Annotated in this window: 12 protein-coding genes; 3 read left to right on the top strand and 9 right to left on the bottom strand. The window is 66.0% G+C overall.

The window, feature by feature from the left end; translation table 11 throughout:
* Window positions 1-22 precede the first annotated feature (22 nt).
* Window positions 23-727: a GntR family transcriptional regulator gene (locus MHZ91_RS13160; RefSeq protein WP_239214008.1), complete on the bottom strand. Its 705-nt coding sequence runs from the start codon at window positions 725-727 to the stop codon at window positions 23-25.
* Window positions 728-854: 127 nt separating this feature from the next.
* On the opposite strand from MHZ91_RS13160, the gene MHZ91_RS13155 reads away from it, so the two are divergent.
* The 3 genes from MHZ91_RS13155 (at window position 855) to MHZ91_RS13145 (ending at window position 3,993) form a co-directional block, all read left to right on the top strand.
* Window positions 855-1,850: a tripartite tricarboxylate transporter substrate binding protein gene (locus MHZ91_RS13155; protein WP_239214006.1), complete on the top strand. Its 996-nt coding sequence runs from the start codon at window positions 855-857 to the stop codon at window positions 1,848-1,850.
* 61 nt (window positions 1,851-1,911) lie between these two features.
* On the top strand, window positions 1,912-2,700 hold the full coding sequence (locus MHZ91_RS13150; protein WP_218344735.1) for an enoyl-CoA hydratase/isomerase family protein: 789 nt from the start codon (window positions 1,912-1,914) through the stop codon (window positions 2,698-2,700).
* A 21-nt stretch (window positions 2,701-2,721) separates the two neighbouring features.
* Window positions 2,722-3,993 (top strand): CaiB/BaiF CoA-transferase family protein, encoded by a 1,272-nt coding sequence (locus tag MHZ91_RS13145; protein ID WP_239214005.1) that lies wholly within the window; start codon window positions 2,722-2,724, stop codon window positions 3,991-3,993.
* 45 nt (window positions 3,994-4,038) lie between these two features.
* Here MHZ91_RS13145 and MHZ91_RS13140 read toward each other — a convergent pair whose 3' ends face one another.
* The 8 genes from MHZ91_RS13140 to MHZ91_RS13105 form a co-directional block, all read right to left on the bottom strand.
* The gene (locus MHZ91_RS13140; RefSeq protein ID WP_218344733.1) at window positions 4,039-4,767 is read right to left on the bottom strand and encodes an ABC transporter ATP-binding protein; all 729 of its coding nucleotides are present in this window, start codon (window positions 4,765-4,767) and stop codon (window positions 4,039-4,041) included.
* A complete protein-coding gene (locus MHZ91_RS13135; protein WP_239214004.1) occupies window positions 4,764-5,567 on the bottom strand; it encodes an ABC transporter ATP-binding protein in 804 nt (267 codons plus the stop codon). The genes MHZ91_RS13140 and MHZ91_RS13135 overlap by 4 nt, the downstream gene beginning before the upstream one ends.
* A complete protein-coding gene (locus MHZ91_RS13130; protein WP_175123463.1) occupies window positions 5,564-6,652 on the bottom strand; it encodes an ABC transporter ATP-binding protein in 1,089 nt (362 codons plus the stop codon). Before MHZ91_RS13130 ends, MHZ91_RS13135 begins: the two co-directional genes overlap by 4 nt.
* Window positions 6,649-7,500, bottom strand: coding sequence for a branched-chain amino acid ABC transporter permease (locus MHZ91_RS13125; RefSeq protein ID WP_370633066.1), 852 nt, complete (start codon window positions 7,498-7,500; stop codon window positions 6,649-6,651). The genes MHZ91_RS13130 and MHZ91_RS13125 overlap by 4 nt, the downstream gene beginning before the upstream one ends.
* 259 nt (window positions 7,501-7,759) lie before the next feature.
* Complete coding sequence (locus MHZ91_RS13120) at window positions 7,760-8,905, bottom strand: branched-chain amino acid ABC transporter substrate-binding protein (RefSeq protein WP_239214003.1); 1,146 nt, start codon at window positions 8,903-8,905, stop codon at window positions 7,760-7,762.
* A gap of 239 nt (window positions 8,906-9,144) precedes the next feature.
* On the bottom strand, window positions 9,145-12,966 hold the full coding sequence (putA, locus tag MHZ91_RS13115) for a trifunctional transcriptional regulator/proline dehydrogenase/L-glutamate gamma-semialdehyde dehydrogenase (RefSeq protein WP_218344732.1): 3,822 nt from the start codon (window positions 12,964-12,966) through the stop codon (window positions 9,145-9,147).
* A 173-nt stretch (window positions 12,967-13,139) separates the two neighbouring features.
* Window positions 13,140-13,823 (bottom strand): membrane integrity-associated transporter subunit PqiC, encoded by a 684-nt coding sequence (locus tag MHZ91_RS13110; protein ID WP_239214002.1) that lies wholly within the window; start codon window positions 13,821-13,823, stop codon window positions 13,140-13,142.
* A gap of 6 nt (window positions 13,824-13,829) precedes the next feature.
* Window positions 13,830-15,494: an intermembrane transport protein PqiB gene (locus tag MHZ91_RS13105; RefSeq protein ID WP_191575612.1), complete on the bottom strand. Its 1,665-nt coding sequence runs from the start codon at window positions 15,492-15,494 to the stop codon at window positions 13,830-13,832.
* Between the last annotated feature and the right edge of the window lie 21 nt (window positions 15,495-15,515).

The raw sequence follows: 15,515 nt of genomic DNA, 5'->3' as shown, positions 1-15,515 counted from the left end.
GGCGGCGCAGGCCGCCATGCCATCAGGCCACGCCGTTCCCGGAACGGCCGCGCAGGTTGTAGGCTTTCTTGCCGCCGACGTGCTTGCGAATCAGCGCTTCGGCGCGTTCGCCATCACGTGCCAACAGCGCCCGCACGAAGGCCTCGTGGTCGGCCACCGCCGTCGTCCATTCATCCAGGTCGAAATTGGACTTGTAGCGCAGCGCCTGCACCTGCAGGTTCAACCGGTCGTAGGAATGCGACAACGCCGGATTGTGCGCGGCGCGGTTGATTGCGATGTGCGTGCCCATGCTGGCCGCGAAGTACGCGCGGATATCGCGTTTCTCATAGTTTTCAAGCATCTGCGCATGCAGACGCGCGATCTGGGCGAGCTCCGCCTCGGACGCGCGCTCGGCGGCGCTACGCACCGCCAGCCCCTCCAGCACCGACAACACGTCGAAGATGTTTTCGATGTCTTCGGCTGACAGCTCGATCACCATCGCCCCGCGCTTGGGCTGCAAGGTCACCAGGCCATCCGAGGCCAGCATCCGGTACGCCTCGCGTAGCGGCGTACGGGAAATCTTCAGTTGATCGCACAGATCCCGTTCGTTCAGCCAGGTGCCCGGCTTCAGGGTGCCATCGATGATCAATTGCCGTAGCCGTTCCGCCACGACCGCCGGCAAGGTGGGATGGTGGATGGCCAAATCGGGGACGGACACGTCGGCAATCAGGGGTTCAGGGTTAGCCATGGGTTGTTCATGCTCGCGACTTCGACTATTTTTGTATCTGGTATACCAAACACCAACGGCATACCAACCTGACCCAAATCATAGAGCAAGCAGCCCTGGGCAGGATTCATCCACCAAAGGAGACCCTATGAAAAAGCATGCTCGCGCCTGGATCGGCGTATTGACGCTGTCCGCCGGACTGTCGGCCGCCAGCCCCGCCCTGGCGCAGGACTACTCGAAATGGCCGGAGCGCCCCATTCGTCTGGTCGTCGGTTTCGTTCCGGGCGGCGGCACCGACGTGTCGGCCCGGATTCTGTCGGCACGGCTCTCCACCCTGCTCGGCCAGCAGGTCGTGGTCGAGAACAAGCCGGGCGCCTCCGGCCTGATCGCGGCCGATTACGTGGTCAAGGCCGACCCGGACGGTTACACGCTGCTCCTGGCCAACATGCAATCCACTGTCGCCGCCCCGTATGTCGTGCAGTCCAACATCGACCCCAACAAGGATTTCACGGCGGTGCGGTACATCGGATCCGTGCCCAACGTGCTGGTCGTAAACCCCACCAAGCATGCCTACACCACCGTGCAGAATCTGGTGGACGACGCCCGGGCCAAGCCCAAGCAACTGCTGTACGCCTCATCCGGCATGGGAAGTCCGCAGCACCTGAGCGCCGCACGGTTCTCGCAGATTGCCGGCGTGTCCATGGAGCACGTGCCCTACAAAGGCAGCGGTCAGGCCATGACCGACCTGCTCGGCGGCAACGTCGACCTGAACTTCGACACGCTGCCCGGCGCAATCAACCAGATCCAGGCGGGCAAGCTGCGTCCCCTGGCCGTGACCAGCCCCGAACGCAGCAAGCGGCTGCCCGACGTGCCGACGCTGGCCGAATCCGGCATCAAGGGTCTGGACGTCGTGCAGTGGTACGCCGTCCTCGCGCCTGCCCAACTGCCCCGTCCGATCATGGACAAGCTGGATCGGGCACTCGCCCAGACGCTCGCGGACCCCGAGATCGCCGCCAAGTTGGCCGACCAGGGCATGGACCTGGGCGGCGGCCCGCAAACCCCCGCGGCCTTCGCGTCCTACGTGCGGGATGAATGGAGCAAGTACGGCAAGCTCACCGCGAGCCTGGGCCTGAAGAAGCAATAAGCCTCGACGCTGAACCCGATCCATCCGGCGGGGACCGCCCCGCGCAAGCAAAAGGAACCTCATGACTGCTACCGCTACCCCCATCCTGCTCGAGCGCAACGGCGACATCGCGACCGTGGTGCTGAACCGGCCCGAAAAGCTCAACGCCTTCACGATCGACAGTTGGCGGCTGCTGGGCGACACGTTTCTCGAACTGGACCGCGACGACGGCGTGCGCTGCGTGCTGCTGCGCGGCGCGGGCGAGAAGGCGTTTTCGCCCGGCAACGACATCGGCGAATTCGAGACCGCGCGCAGCAACAAGCGCCAGGCGGTGGAATACGGCGCCGTCATGCGCCGCACGATCGAGGCGATCGGCGGCTGCCGTCACCCCGTGGTCGCGCAGATCCACGGCATCTGCGTGGGCGGCGGGCTGGAGATCGCCAGCCTGGCCGACCTGCGCATCTGCGGCGAAAGCTCGCGGTTCGGCGTGCCCATCAAGAATCTGGGTCTCGTGATGTCGTACTCGGAGCTGGCCCCGCTGGTTCGGCTGGTCGGTCCGACCGTCGCGCTGCAGGTCTTGCTGGAAGGCAACATCTTCGACGCCGCCGAAGCCTTGCGCCTGGGCGTCGTCTCGCGCGTGGTCGCGGACGACAAGGTGGCCGACGAGGCGCAGGCGGCCGCACGCCGGATCGCCGATGGCGCGCCGCTGGTGGCCCGCTGGCACAAGAAGTTCGTGCGCAATCTGGTGCAGGGCAAGACGCTGACGGACGCCGACCGCGACGAGGCGTTCGACTGCTTCGACACCGAAGACTTCCGCGCGGGCTATCGCGCCTTCCTGGCCAAGGCCAAGCCGCAATTCACCGGCCGCTGAACGAGAGATCGAGGAATACGCATGCACAACGACACCCGCGGCTCCGGCCGCCCGCCCTTCCCTGGTTCTGATGCCCCCGCCGGCGCGCTGGCCGGCATGCGCGTCATCGAGCTGTCCCAGATCATGGCTGGCCCCACCTGCGGCATGATGCTGGCCGACCTGGGCGCCGACGTCATCAAGGTCGAAAAGATCGACGGCGGCGACGATTCGCGCCAGTATCGCGACCCGCAGATCAACGGCATCTCGGCGCCATACCTGATGCTCAACCGCAACAAGCGCGCCATCGCGCTGGACCTCAAGCATCCGGAAGGCAAGAAGGTCCTGTTGCGCATGATCCGCGACGCCGACGTGGTGACCGAGAACTTCCGCAAGGGCACGATGGAGAAGCTGGGCCTGGGCTACGAGACCCTGCGCAAGGAGAACCCGGGCCTGATCTATTGCGCCGTGTCCGGCTACGGCACGACCGGCCCCTTTGCGGATAAAGGCGGCTTCGATCTCGTGGCGCAGGGGTTTTCAGGCTTGATGGCCATCACCGGTGAGCCTGGCGGCCCGCCGCTGCGCACCGGCAATTCGGTGGCCGACATCAACGCGGGCCTGCTGGCGGCCTTCGGCGTGCTGGCCGCGTACCAGCACAAGCAACGCACCGGCGAAGGCCAGATCGTGGAAACTTCGTTGCTGGAAGCCAGCCTGCAGCAGCTCTACTGGCACGCCGCCATCTATTTCGGCAGCGGCGTCTCGCCCGGTCCCACGGGATCGGCGCATGTGCTGAGCGCGCCGTACCAGGCGTTTCCCACGCGCACGGACTGGATCATCATCGGCGGCGCCAACGAAAAAAACTGGCAGCGCATCGCGCAGGCGCTGGGGCGGCCCGAGTGGGCGGAAGATCCGCGCTTTGCCCGCAATCGCGACCGCATGCAGAACCGCGATGAATTGGTGGAGGAAATCTCCGCCATCCTGAAGACCCGTGATGCGCAGGAATGGCTGAACATCTTCGACGACGCGGGTGTTCCGGCGGGCCCCGTCCACTCGATCGCGCAGGCGTTATCGCACCCGCAGACGCTGGCGCGTGAAATGGTGGTGGAACAGGATCATCCCGTGGCCGGCAAGGTGCGCACCGTGGGCATGCCCGTGAAACTGTCGGCCACGCCCGCCCGCTACCATCGCGCCGCACCGCGGCTGGGCGAGGACTCCATCGCGATCCTGGGGGAATTCGGCTACGGCAAGGAAGAGATCGACGCGCTGATCGGCGCCGGGGTGGTCGCGGCCGTGGACCGCGAGCCGGTGCGGGCCTGAAGCAGCAAGAACGCAAGGCGGCAAGACCGCCTTGCGTCCGCCCGATTACTCCACTTCGCCCAGATACGCCGCGCGCACCTTGGGATCGTGCAGCATGTCGCGCGCGGGACCGGACAAGGTGATCTCGCCCGACTCCATCACGTAGCCGCGATGGCTGTTTTCCAGGGCCAGGCGCGCGTTCTGCTCGATGAGCAGAATGGTGACGCCTTCGCTGGCGATGGTGCGAACCACTTCGAACACCTTTTCCACCATCAAGGGCGCCAAGCCCATCGACGGTTCGTCCAGCAGCAGCAGCTTGGGACGCGCGATCATCGCGCGTCCCATCGCCACCATCTGCTGCTCGCCGCCCGACAGCGTGCCGGCTGCCTGCTTGCGGCGTTCGGCCAGACGCGGGAACAAGGTGAAGACGCGATCCGTGTCCTGGCGGATCTGGGCCGCGTCGCGGCGGATGTAGCCGCCCATCGCCAGGTTCTCTTCGATGGTCAGTTGCCCAAAGATGCCGCGGCCTTCGGGCACCATGACGAGACCCTTGCGGACCAGCTCATGCGACTTCTGGCCGCCGATGGATTGCCCGGCGTAGACGACTTCGCCGCCGGCCAGCGGCACCAGTCCGCAAATGGCGCGCAGCGTCGTGCTCTTGCCCGCGCCGTTGGCGCCGATCAGGCAGACCAGTTCGCCTTCGTCCACGCGCAGGTCGATGCCGCGCACTGCACGGATGCCGCCGTAGGACACTTGCAGGCCCCGCAGCTCGAGCAGGGGTTGGGATGCCGTCATGTTGCCTGGCCCTCGTTGTGGATGAGCGGATCCTGCGCGGCGCCCGCGCCCAGATACGCTTCAATGACCTTGGGATCGCGCTGCACCTGGGCGGGTTTGCCCATCGCCAGCACTTTCCCGTACTCCAGCACCAGCACGCGATCGCACAGGCCCATGACGAGCTTCATGTCGTGTTCGATCAGCAGCACGGTGACACCGTCCGCGCGGATCTTTTCGACCAGCTTGCGCAGCACTACCGTTTCCGAGGCATTCATGCCCGCGGCCGGTTCGTCCAGCGCCAGCAACTTGGGATCCGTCGCCAGCGCACGCGCGATCTCCAGGCGCCGCTGGTCGCCATACGGCAGCGACCGCGCGACGTCGTTGGCGCGATGGCCGATGCCGACGTAGTCCAGCAGTTCCTGAGCGCGCGCCTCGATGGCGGCCTCTTCGGCACGCGTTGCGCGCGTGCGCAGCACCGCGCCCAGCACGCCGGCGCGGGTGCGCATGTGGCGGCCGATCATCACGTTTTCGATCGCGCTCAGGTTGGCGAACAGGCGGATGTTCTGGAAGGTGCGCGCCAGGCCCGCGTAGGCGACCTCGTGCGGCTTCTTGCCCGCCATGGATTCGCCGTTGAACGTGCAGGTGCCTTCCTCTGGGATGTAGAGGCCGGTCAGCACGTTGAACAGCGTGGTTTTGCCCGCGCCGTTCGGGCCGATCAGGCCGTAGATCTCGCCCTGTTCGATATCGAAACTGACGCCCGACAAGGCCTGCAGGCCGCCAAAGCGCTTGCCCAGTCCCTGGGCTTGCAGCAGTTTGCTCATGCCGCGCCTCCTTGCGTCTTGGTCGCCAGTTCGCGCTTGCGCACCGCCGACGGCCAAAGGCCCGCCGGACGGAACAGCATCACGCACACCATGGCCAGGCCGAACAGCAGCATGCGGATGCCTTCCGGATCCAGCACCACGGCGCCGAACAGCATGTGCTGCACGGGCTCCACGACGGCGCGCAGAAACTCCGGCAACGCAGCCAGGATCAGCGCGCCCAGGATGACGCCCGGAATGTGGCCCATGCCGCCCAGCACCACCATGCACAGGATCGAAATGGACTCCATGAGTGAGAAGCTTTCGGGGCTGACGAAACCTTGCATCGACGCGAACAGCGCGCCGGCCACGCCACCGAACGATGCGCCCATCGCGAAGGCCAGCAGCTTGATGTTGCGGGTGTTGATGCCCATCGCCTTGGCGGCGATTTCATCTTCGCGAATGGCTTCCCACGCACGGCCGATGCGGGAATTCTGCAGGCGCACGCAGACCACGATGATGATGAGCGTCAGCGCGAGCAGCAGGTAGTAGTACTTTTCCGGCCCGGTGAAGCGGATGCCCAGCAGGTTCTGGGTACGCCCAAACGCAAACTCGCCAACCTTGAACGTGTCGATGCGGTTGATGCCCTGTGGCCCGTTGGTGATGTTGATGGGCGCGTTCAGGTTGTTCAGGAAGATGCGGATGATCTCGCCGAACCCTAACGTGACGATGGCCAGGTAGTCGCCTCGCAACTTCAATGTCGGCGCCCCCAACAGCACGCCGAACAGGCATGCCACCGCCAGCGCGATCGGCAGGATCGCCCAGAACGGCAGGTGCAGCCCGAAATGCGGCGACGCAAGCAATGCCCAGGTGTAGGCGCCCACCGCGTAGAACGCGATGTAGCCCAGGTCCAGCAGACCCGCAAAGCCCACCACGATGTTCAGGCCCAACGCCAGCATCACGTACAGCAGCGCAAAGTTCAGGATGCGAACCCAGCTTTGGCCGGCCATGCCGATCACGAACGGCAGTACCGCGAGCACGACGCCGATCAGCGCGATGCCGATCAGCGTGCGGGTGGAGAACCCGCTTTTCTTCAGATGCGTGCTCATGCGCGATCCCCCACCCGTTCACCCAGCAGACCCGAGGGACGGAAGATCAACACCAGCACCAGCACGAAGAACGCGAACACGTCCTGGTAATGGCTGCCCAGGAAGCCGCCCGTCAGGTCGCCGATGTAGCCCGCGCCCAGCGACTCGATGATGCCCAGCAGCAGACCGCCGGCCATCGCGCCCACCAGATTGCCGATGCCGCCCAGCACCGCGGCGGTGAAGGCCTTAAGGCCCAGCATGAAGCCCATCGTGTATTGCGACACGCCGTAATACGTGGCGACCATCATGCCGGCCACGGCTGCGAGCGCCGAGCCGATCAGGAAGGCGGCCGAGATCACGGTATTGATGTTCACGCCCATCAGGCCTGCAACCTCGCGGTTCTGCGCGGTGGCGCGCATCGCGGTGCCGAGGCGGGTCTTGTGCACGACCGCCAGCAGTCCGCCCATGATCAGCGCCGCAATCACCACGATGGCGATCTGCAGCGAACTCATGCGCGCGCCGCCAAACTCGAACACTTGCGGCGACAGCACCTGCGGGAAGTTCAAGTAGTTGCGGCCCCAGGCCATCATCGCGACGTTCTGCAGGATGATGGACACGCCGATCGCGGTGATCAGCGCTGCCAGACGCGGCGCGCGGCGCAACGGCCGGTAGGCCACGCGTTCGGCCGTCCAGCCCACCGCCATGCACAGCGGGACGGAGACCAGCAGGCCGACGCCCAGCACCACGAAGGCCGAGGCGCCGGGATCGCCGCCCACCAGCGTGATGGCGACCGTGGTGGCCGCCATTGCGCCAATCATGACGACGTCGCCATGCGCGAAGTTGATCAGCCCGATGATGCCGTACACCATGGTGTAGCCAAGGGCGACCAGGGCATACACGCTGCCTAGCGTGACGCCGTTAATCAGTTGTTGAATGAAGATATCCATAGGGGCCGCTGAATAAGCCTGGAAGAATCGCGCGGGGCGGCCAGGGCGCAAAGGCCTGGCCGCGCGTCGCGCGCCGCTGCGCCGGACGGCGCGTGCGGAAAAGAGCGGGCGGAACGTGGCGCGCGGCTACCGGCGCGCGGCTAGCGGCACGCGGCCAGCTCCGCCCTGGTTTCAAGCCGGCTTAGTTAGCCTGGCTGACCATCGTTTCAACCATCTCCCACTTGCCGTTCTTGACTTCGTAGATGGTGACCGAGATTTCCTTCAGATCGCCCTTGTCGTCGTAGGAAATGTGCTCGCTCGTCGCGCCCTTGCGGTTCAGCTTGGCCAGCTTGGGCAGGTACTTTTCGGGGTCGGCGGAACCGGCCTCTTCGATGGCCGTGATCATGTTCCAGGCGCCGTCGTAGGCGTAAGGCGCGTACACGCCGGGGGCCTTCTTGAAGCGGGCCTGGTATTTCTGATCGAAGTCCTTGCCCGCGGCCATCTTGTCCAGCGGCACGCCGGCCAGCGAGGCATAGGTGCCGTCGGCGGCGTCGCCCGCCAGCTTGATGAAGGTGTCGCTACGCGTCATTTCGCCGGACACCAGCGGGGCCTTCAGGCCCAGCGTGGCGAGCTGGCGCTTCATCGGGCCGGACTGGGCGTCCAGGCCGCCGTAGAAGATGGCGTCAGGCGCGGAACCCTTGATGTTGGTCAGGATGGCCGTGAAGTCGTTGGCCTTGTCGGTGGTGTATTCGCGGCGCACGACCTGGCCGCCGGCGGCCTTGACGGCCTTCTCGACTTCGTCCGCCAGACCCTGGCCGTAGGCGGTGCGGTCATCGATGATCGCGACCTTCTTGGCCTTCAGGTTCTGCACGATGAACTTGCCGACCGCGGCGCCCTGCTGGGTGTCGCTGGTCATCATGCGGAACGTGGTTTCGTAGCCCTGCTTGGTGTATTCGGGTGAGGTCGCCATGGCGATCTGCGGCAGGCCGGCTTCGTGGTAGACGCGCGACGCGGGAATCGTGGTGCCCGAGTTGAAGTGCCCCAGGATGCCCACAACGTCCTGGTCGACGAGTTGCTGGGCGACCTGCACGCCCACGCGCGGATCAGCCTGGTCGTCGCGCGAAACCAGCATGAACTTGGCCGTCTCGCCGTCGATCTTGATGCCCTTCTTGTTCGCTTCTTCGAGGGCCAGGTTCAGGCCATTCTGCATGTCCTCGCCGTAGTGCGATTGCGGACCGGTCAGCGGGGCTGCGAAGCCGAACTTGACGTCGGCGGCCTGCGCGGCGGCCGTCATGCCGGCGGCGGCGATGCTTGCAGCGAGAAGCTTCAAAGTGGTGCGGAACTTCATGGGGAATCCTCCGAAATATCGGACTAAGGCCTTGTTATACCTGAGCTTTTAGCCAGGCTTTTGGTTTTTTACTACCGCGGGCCCAGTGATATCCGGGTCCCGCGCATGCATTTTCTGCAGAGCCTGAATGCCGGATTGCGGCAGCCAGACCAGAGGTGCGACCGGATTTTCGTTCCAGTGCAACCTAGCCCGATATTGGAGATAACCCTCAGTTTCCTGAGGGTTACCCCTGGTCACGCTTAACCGATGGTCATGAGGCTGGCGTTGCCGCCCGCGGCCGCCGTGTTGACGCTGACGGAACGCTCGGTCAGGAGGCGTTCAGGCACGTAGCTGGCGCCCGCCGCCAAGGCGTCGGAGGTCAGGCCGTGCACCGCCAGGATGGGACCCGGACGCCGCGCGATGCGCTGGTTCAGCGCCTTGAGCGCGTCGCCGTCGCCTTCGAACAGCACGGCCTGGTAGTCGGCCTCGTCCACGTCAGCATCCGACAGGATGCCGGCCTGGCCCTGCTGATCGGCATCCAGCGTCGCCAGCAGCGCCTGCGCGGCCGGCGTGTCCGCAAACCACGCGTGGTTGCCGGTCAGACGGGCCACGGACCATTGCGCCCGCGCGCCGGCCTCGGTGGCGGCCACGCAGTACACGGCGCCTCGCGGCTCGACCATATAGGTGTTGGTCTCGCCCGTCGGGCCGGGCAGCGCGATGCGCTGCGGCAGCGGCGCCGCGGCGTCCAGCGCCGGCGGCAGGCCTGCGGGGCGCGTACCCAGCAGGCGGTACATGTACAACGGACCGCCCGCCTTCGGACCCGTGCCCGACAGCGCTTCGCCGCCGAACGGCTGCACGCCCACCACGGCGCCCACGATGTTGCGGTTGACGTAGACGTTGCCGGCGTGGACCTGGCCCGTCACGTGCGCGATGGTCTCGTCGATACGCGTGTGCACGCCAAACGTCAGTCCGTAACCCGTGCCGTTGACGGCGTCGAGCAGCGCGTCGAGTTCGTCGCGCTTGTAGCGCACCACGTGCAGCACCGGCCCGAAGACTTCCCGGGTCAGCTCGCTGACGTTGTCGATTTCGATGATGGTCGGCGGCACGAAGGTGCCGTGGCGGCATTCGCCGTTCAGTTCGACCTGGTCGACGCGATGACCGGCCGTGCGCATGGATTCGATGTGACGCTGGATGCCGTTGCGGGCCTCGGTATCGATCACGGGACCCACGTCAACCGACAGGCGATCCGGATTGCCGACGGCCAGCTCGCGCATCGCGCCGCGCAGCATCGTCAGCACGTGATCCGCGTTGTCTTCCTGCACGCACAGCACGCGCAGCGCCGAGCAGCGCTGGCCGGCCGAATCGAAGGCCGAACTGAGCACGTCGAACACAACCTGCTCGGACAAGGCCGACGAATCCACCACCATGGCGTTCTGGCCGCCGGTTTCCGCGATCAGCGGGATGGTGTGGCCGTTGTCGTCCAGGCGGTCGGCCAGGGTGCGCGCGATGATGCGGGCGACGTCGGTCGACCCCGTGAACATCACGCCGCGCACGCCCGGATTGGCGACCAGTTGCGCGCCGATGGTTTCGCCGCGGCCCGGCAGCAGCTGCACGGCGCCGGCGGGCACGCCGGCCGCGCGCAGGATGGCCACGGCTTGCGCCGCGATCAGCGGGGTCTGCTCGGCCGGCTTGGCCAGCACGGTGTTGCCCGCCGCCAGCGCAGCCGCCACTTGACCGGTGAAGATCGCCAGCGGGAAGTTCCACGGGCTGATGCACAGCACGGTGCCCAGCGGACGGTGCGTGTCGTTGCTGAATTCCTGCTCGGCCTGGTCGGCGTAGTAGCGCAGGAAGTCCACGGCCTCGCGCACTTCCGCGATGGCGTTCGGCAGCGATTTGCCGGCTTCGCGCACGATGAGGCCCAGCAGGGTCTGCATCTGCTCTTCCAGCAATTGCGCCGCGCGGCGCAAGCACTGGGCGCGCTCGGCGACCGGCGTGGACTGCCAGATCGGCGCGGCATTGGCAGCGGCGCGCAGGGCGACTTCGGCGTCGGCCGAATCGGCTTCGATGACATGGCCGACCACGTCGCGCAGATTGGCCGGGTTGCGCACTTCGATTGCCTTGGCGGCATCCCAGTGTTCACCGCCTTCGCCCAACATGGGACCGGCGCGCCACGGCGTGCCGGCGCTGGCCAGGAGCGCCGCCGACAGCGAGCCCAGGCGATGTTCGTTGCTGAGGTCCAGACCCGCCGAGTTGGCGCGGGCGCCGTCCTGCGGATTGCCGTAAAGCTCGCGCGGCAGCGGAATCTTCTCGTGCGGGGCGCCCAGCGGCGTGATGCGCGAGGCGGCTTCCACCGGGTCGGCAACCAGCGTTTCAACCGGGATGGTCTCATCGCCGATCAGGTTCACGAACGAGGTGTTGGCGCCGTTTTCCAGCAGGCGGCGCACCAGGTACGCCAGCAGCGTTTCGTGCGTGCCGACCGGCGCATAGATGCGGCACGGACGGTTGAGCTTGCCCTGGGTCAGCGGGCCGACCACTTCTTCGTACAGCGGCTCGCCCATGCCGTGCAGGCACTGGAACTCGTATTGACCGGGGTAGTAGTTCTGGCCGGCAAGCTGGTAGATCGCCGCCAGCGTGTAGGCGTTGTGCGTGGCGAACTGCGGATACACGGCTTCGGGCGCGGCCAGCAGCTTGCGGGCGCAGGCAATGTACGCCACGTCCGTGTACAGCTTGCGGGTGTAGACCGGGTAGCCTTCCAGACCGTCGACCTGGGCACGCTTGATTTCGCTGTCCCAATACGCGCCCTTCACCAGGCGGACCATCACGCGATGGCGGCTGCGGCGGGCCAGGTCGATCACGTAATCGATGACGAACGGCGCGCGCTTCTGGTAAGCCTGGATGACGAAGCCGATGCCGCTCCAGCCTTCGAGTTCAGGCGTGAAGCACAGCGCTTCCAGCAGGTCCAGCGAGATCTCCAGGCGGTCGGCTTCTTCGGCGTCGATGTTCAGGCCGATGTCGTAGCTGCGCGCCAGGATGGTCAGCGCCTTCACGCGCGGCAGCAGTTCCGCCATGACGCGCTCGCGCTGGGCACGCGAATAACGCGGATGCAGGGCGGACAGCTTGATCGAGATCCCGGGGCCTTCGTAGATACCGCGGCCCGCAGCGGCCTTGCCGATCGCGTGGATGGCCTGCTCATACGAGGCGTAGTAGCGCTCGGCGTCTTCCGCCGTGGTCGCCGCTTCGCCGAGCATGTCGTACGAATAGCGGAAACCGCGCGATTCCATCTTGCGGTTGTTGGCCAGGGCTTCGGAAATCGTCTGACCGGACACGAACTGTTCGCCCATCATGCGCATGGCCATGTTCACGCCCTTGCGCACCAGCGGCTCGCCGCCCTTGCCGATCAGGCGCGTCAGCGCCTTGGACAGCGACTGCTCGCTGCTCACGGCCACCAGCTTGCCCGTGATCATCAGACCCCAGGTGGCCGCGTTGACGAACAGCGACTGCGAACCGCCCATATGCGACTTCCAGTCGCCGCGGGCGACCTTGTCGCGGATCAGCGCGTCGCGCGTGGCGCGGTCGGGAATGCGCAGCAGCGCTTCGGCCAGGCACATCAGCGCCACGCCTTCCTGGCTGGACAGCGAGAATTCCTGGATCAGGCCTTCGACCCCGCCACCGGTGCGCTTGCCGCGCAGCTTCTTGACCAGGCCGGCCGCCATCGCGTGCACCTTTTCCAGGTTGGGCACGCGGGCCTGGCCCAACAGCAGCGGCACGCACTCGGGTTCGGGGCGGCGATAGGCCGCCGTGATGGCGGCGCGCAGCACGGATTGCGGCTGCACGTCCTGGCCGAATTCGTAGAACGGCGGCGTGGGTGCGGCATGGGATTCGGCCGCATCCTCTTCGCCCGCGGCATCCGCGCTCAGGTGGGACATCTCGGCGGGCAGATGGCCGCGCTCGATCTTGTCCAGATAGGACAGGATCGCCTGCTTATGCAGCCAGTGCGGCGTGCAGTTGAGCTTGGTGGCGGCGGCTTTCAGGCGGTCGCGGAGTGCGTCGTCGACTTTGACGCCGAGGGTCGTGCTGGCCATAAGAGATTGCTTCCTGTCGCATGGCAAAGGTGTAACTGGGCCCGGACAGGACCCAGTATGGGTAGGACCGTATGCTAGACAGGTTGCAACCGCGTTTGTATTAAGGTTAACCCTAGGTTGAACCCAGTTAACCGCCTGAGATCGCGAGGTTTATCCGGGAAACCCGGGGCGGATCATTCCTTCAGCGCGGAACATCCCATCATCTGGACCGAGCCGGAGCCCGCCGGATTCTGGCCGCGAATGGCAGCCGCCATGACGCCCGCCAGGCTCACCACCGCGCGCTGCTGCGCCGCGATCAGGCTGCCGACGGCCTCGTCCGGCACGTTTTCGGTGACGACGCTGCGGCACAAGAGGCCCCTGCCCTTGGTGTCGACGGGCCGTACCCGCCAGGTGGCGTCCAGTTGCGCCATGCTGCCGGACACCATCTCGAAGCGTTGCAAGTCGGTCTGGACGCGCCAGATCGGCGCCCCCGGACCCGGCTTGACCATCTGCACGTCGAGTGCGCCAAGGTCACGCTTGAGCGCATCGGACAAGGCATTGCGCAACTCGTCGCCCAGCGGCGAGCTCCAACGCTCGGAATACAAGGCGGAAATGCTGCCGTCGCCGGTGCGGACCATCAACTGCGGCTGGTCGGCTTGCGTGGACAGCGTGACGGACTGCACCTCGATCAGGAACGAGGCGGAACCCGGCGCCGCGGCGGGCGCACCCGACCGCTCGGGCGTCTGCAGCGTGTAGTAGTGGACGGGCGGCGACGACCCGCACGCGGCCAGCGCGCCGGACAGCGCCAGCACGGTCAGCGCGGCGCGGGCGCGTTTGCTGCGGGACGGGGTTGCGGAGCAAGAGAGTCGGCTTTTCATGAGCGTCTAGTTCCTGACTGGGCCGGCGCCCGGGATGGGGTCTTCGCCTCTGCCGCGCAGCAGGGCTTCGGGATTCGATTGCAGGAAGTCGGCCAGCGCGCGCAGCGAACGCGCCGCACGGCTCAGTTCCTGCATCGCCCGTTCGGTATTGACCGGCAGCGAGGCGTCAGAGGCCAGCAGCGAGTTGATGTTCGCCATCGAGTCCTTGGCTGCCTTGAGCGCCTTCTGGGCTTCGGGCGCCACCTGCTTGTCCAGACGATTCATCAGCTTGGACGTGCTGGCCAGCGTGGCGCGCAGGTCCTCGCCGATCTTGTCGAACGGAATCTTCTCGATCTTGGTGACGATGTTGGTGACCTGCTGCTGGAGCTGATCCAGGTTGCCCGGCACCGTCGGGATGATCGCCGGTTCCGACATCTCGAACTCAACCGGCTTGGCGTTCGGCACGTTGTCCAGCACCACGTAGAGCTGGCCGGTCAGCAGGTTGGCCGTGCGCAGTTGCGCGCGCAGGCCATGCTTGATCATCACGCCCAGCAAGCGGCCGCCTGCCACGTCGCCTTCCTTGATCGCTCGTTCGCGGACTTCTTCGTAGACGCGGCCCAGGCGTTCCGGATACAGGGTGGCGTCCACCAGCGAATAGAAGCGCTTGGTGGCGGGATCGAAGTCCAGCGTGATCTGCGTGACGTCGCCCAGCGTGATGCCGTTGAAGTCGATCGGTGCCCCCACGGTCAGCCCGCGGATCGACTGGTCAAAGCGCATGCGGATCGGGAAGGCTTCGCCGTCAGGGTTGGCCTTGGCTGCGGCCTCGGTGGCGTACAAGTCGAACTCGGTGTCGGCCTTGGCCGCCGCATCGCCATCGCGAGCGTTCTGCACGGTTGCGAACGCCACGCCGCCCACCGCCATGGAGACCAGCGACTGCGTGCGCACCTTCAGGCCATCGGCATTGACGCTGAAGTCCACGCCGCTGGCGTTCCAGAAGCGGGTGCCGTTGGTGACGAATTTGTCGTTGGGCGCATCGACGAACACCTCGACGTTCACGGCGCTGCCGTTCTCGTCCAGGGCGTAACCGATCACGCGGCCCACGTTGATGCGGCGGTAATAGACGGGCGAGCCGATATCCAGAGAGCCCAGGTCCGAGGCCTTGAGCATGAAGCGCTTGCCCGCGCGGTCGTGGGTCACGGCGGGCGGGGTTTCCAGACCTTCAAAAGACAGCTTCGTGGCGCGGTTGCTGTTGTCCTTGCCCTCTTCCGCGTCCACGCCGATATAGGCGCCCGACAGCAGAGTGCCCAGGCCCGACACGCCGCTTACGTCCAGCCGCGGCCGCACCACCCAGAAGTTGGTGCCTTCGCGCGCCAGGTCGGAGACCTGCTTGGAGAGCTCGGCTTTCACGACCACCTTGCTGCGGTCGGCATTGAAGCCGATGGACTTGACCGTGCCGATGTTCACGTCCTTGTAGCGAAGCTGGGTCTTGCCCACTTCCAGGCCTTCGGCAGTATTGAAAGAGATGGAAATGTCGGGTCCGGCCTGCATCCAGGTCCGCACGACCAGCGACAGGCCCATCAATGCGGCCACGACAGGGACCAGCCAGATCCAGGAGATCCGGCTCTTCTTCTTGCGCGAGATCGCGGGCGACGCGAATTTCTCTTCACCAGATCCGGGGGCTTGCTCGGACATCTACTTTTTCCTTTTCTGAGC

Origin of the sequence: Achromobacter sp. ACRQX, assembly GCF_022346505.1 — a bacterium.
In the GTDB taxonomy this organism is placed as follows: domain Bacteria; phylum Pseudomonadota; class Gammaproteobacteria; order Burkholderiales; family Burkholderiaceae_B; genus Achromobacter; species Achromobacter animicus.
This window is presented reverse-complemented; position numbering and strand designations above follow the sequence as displayed.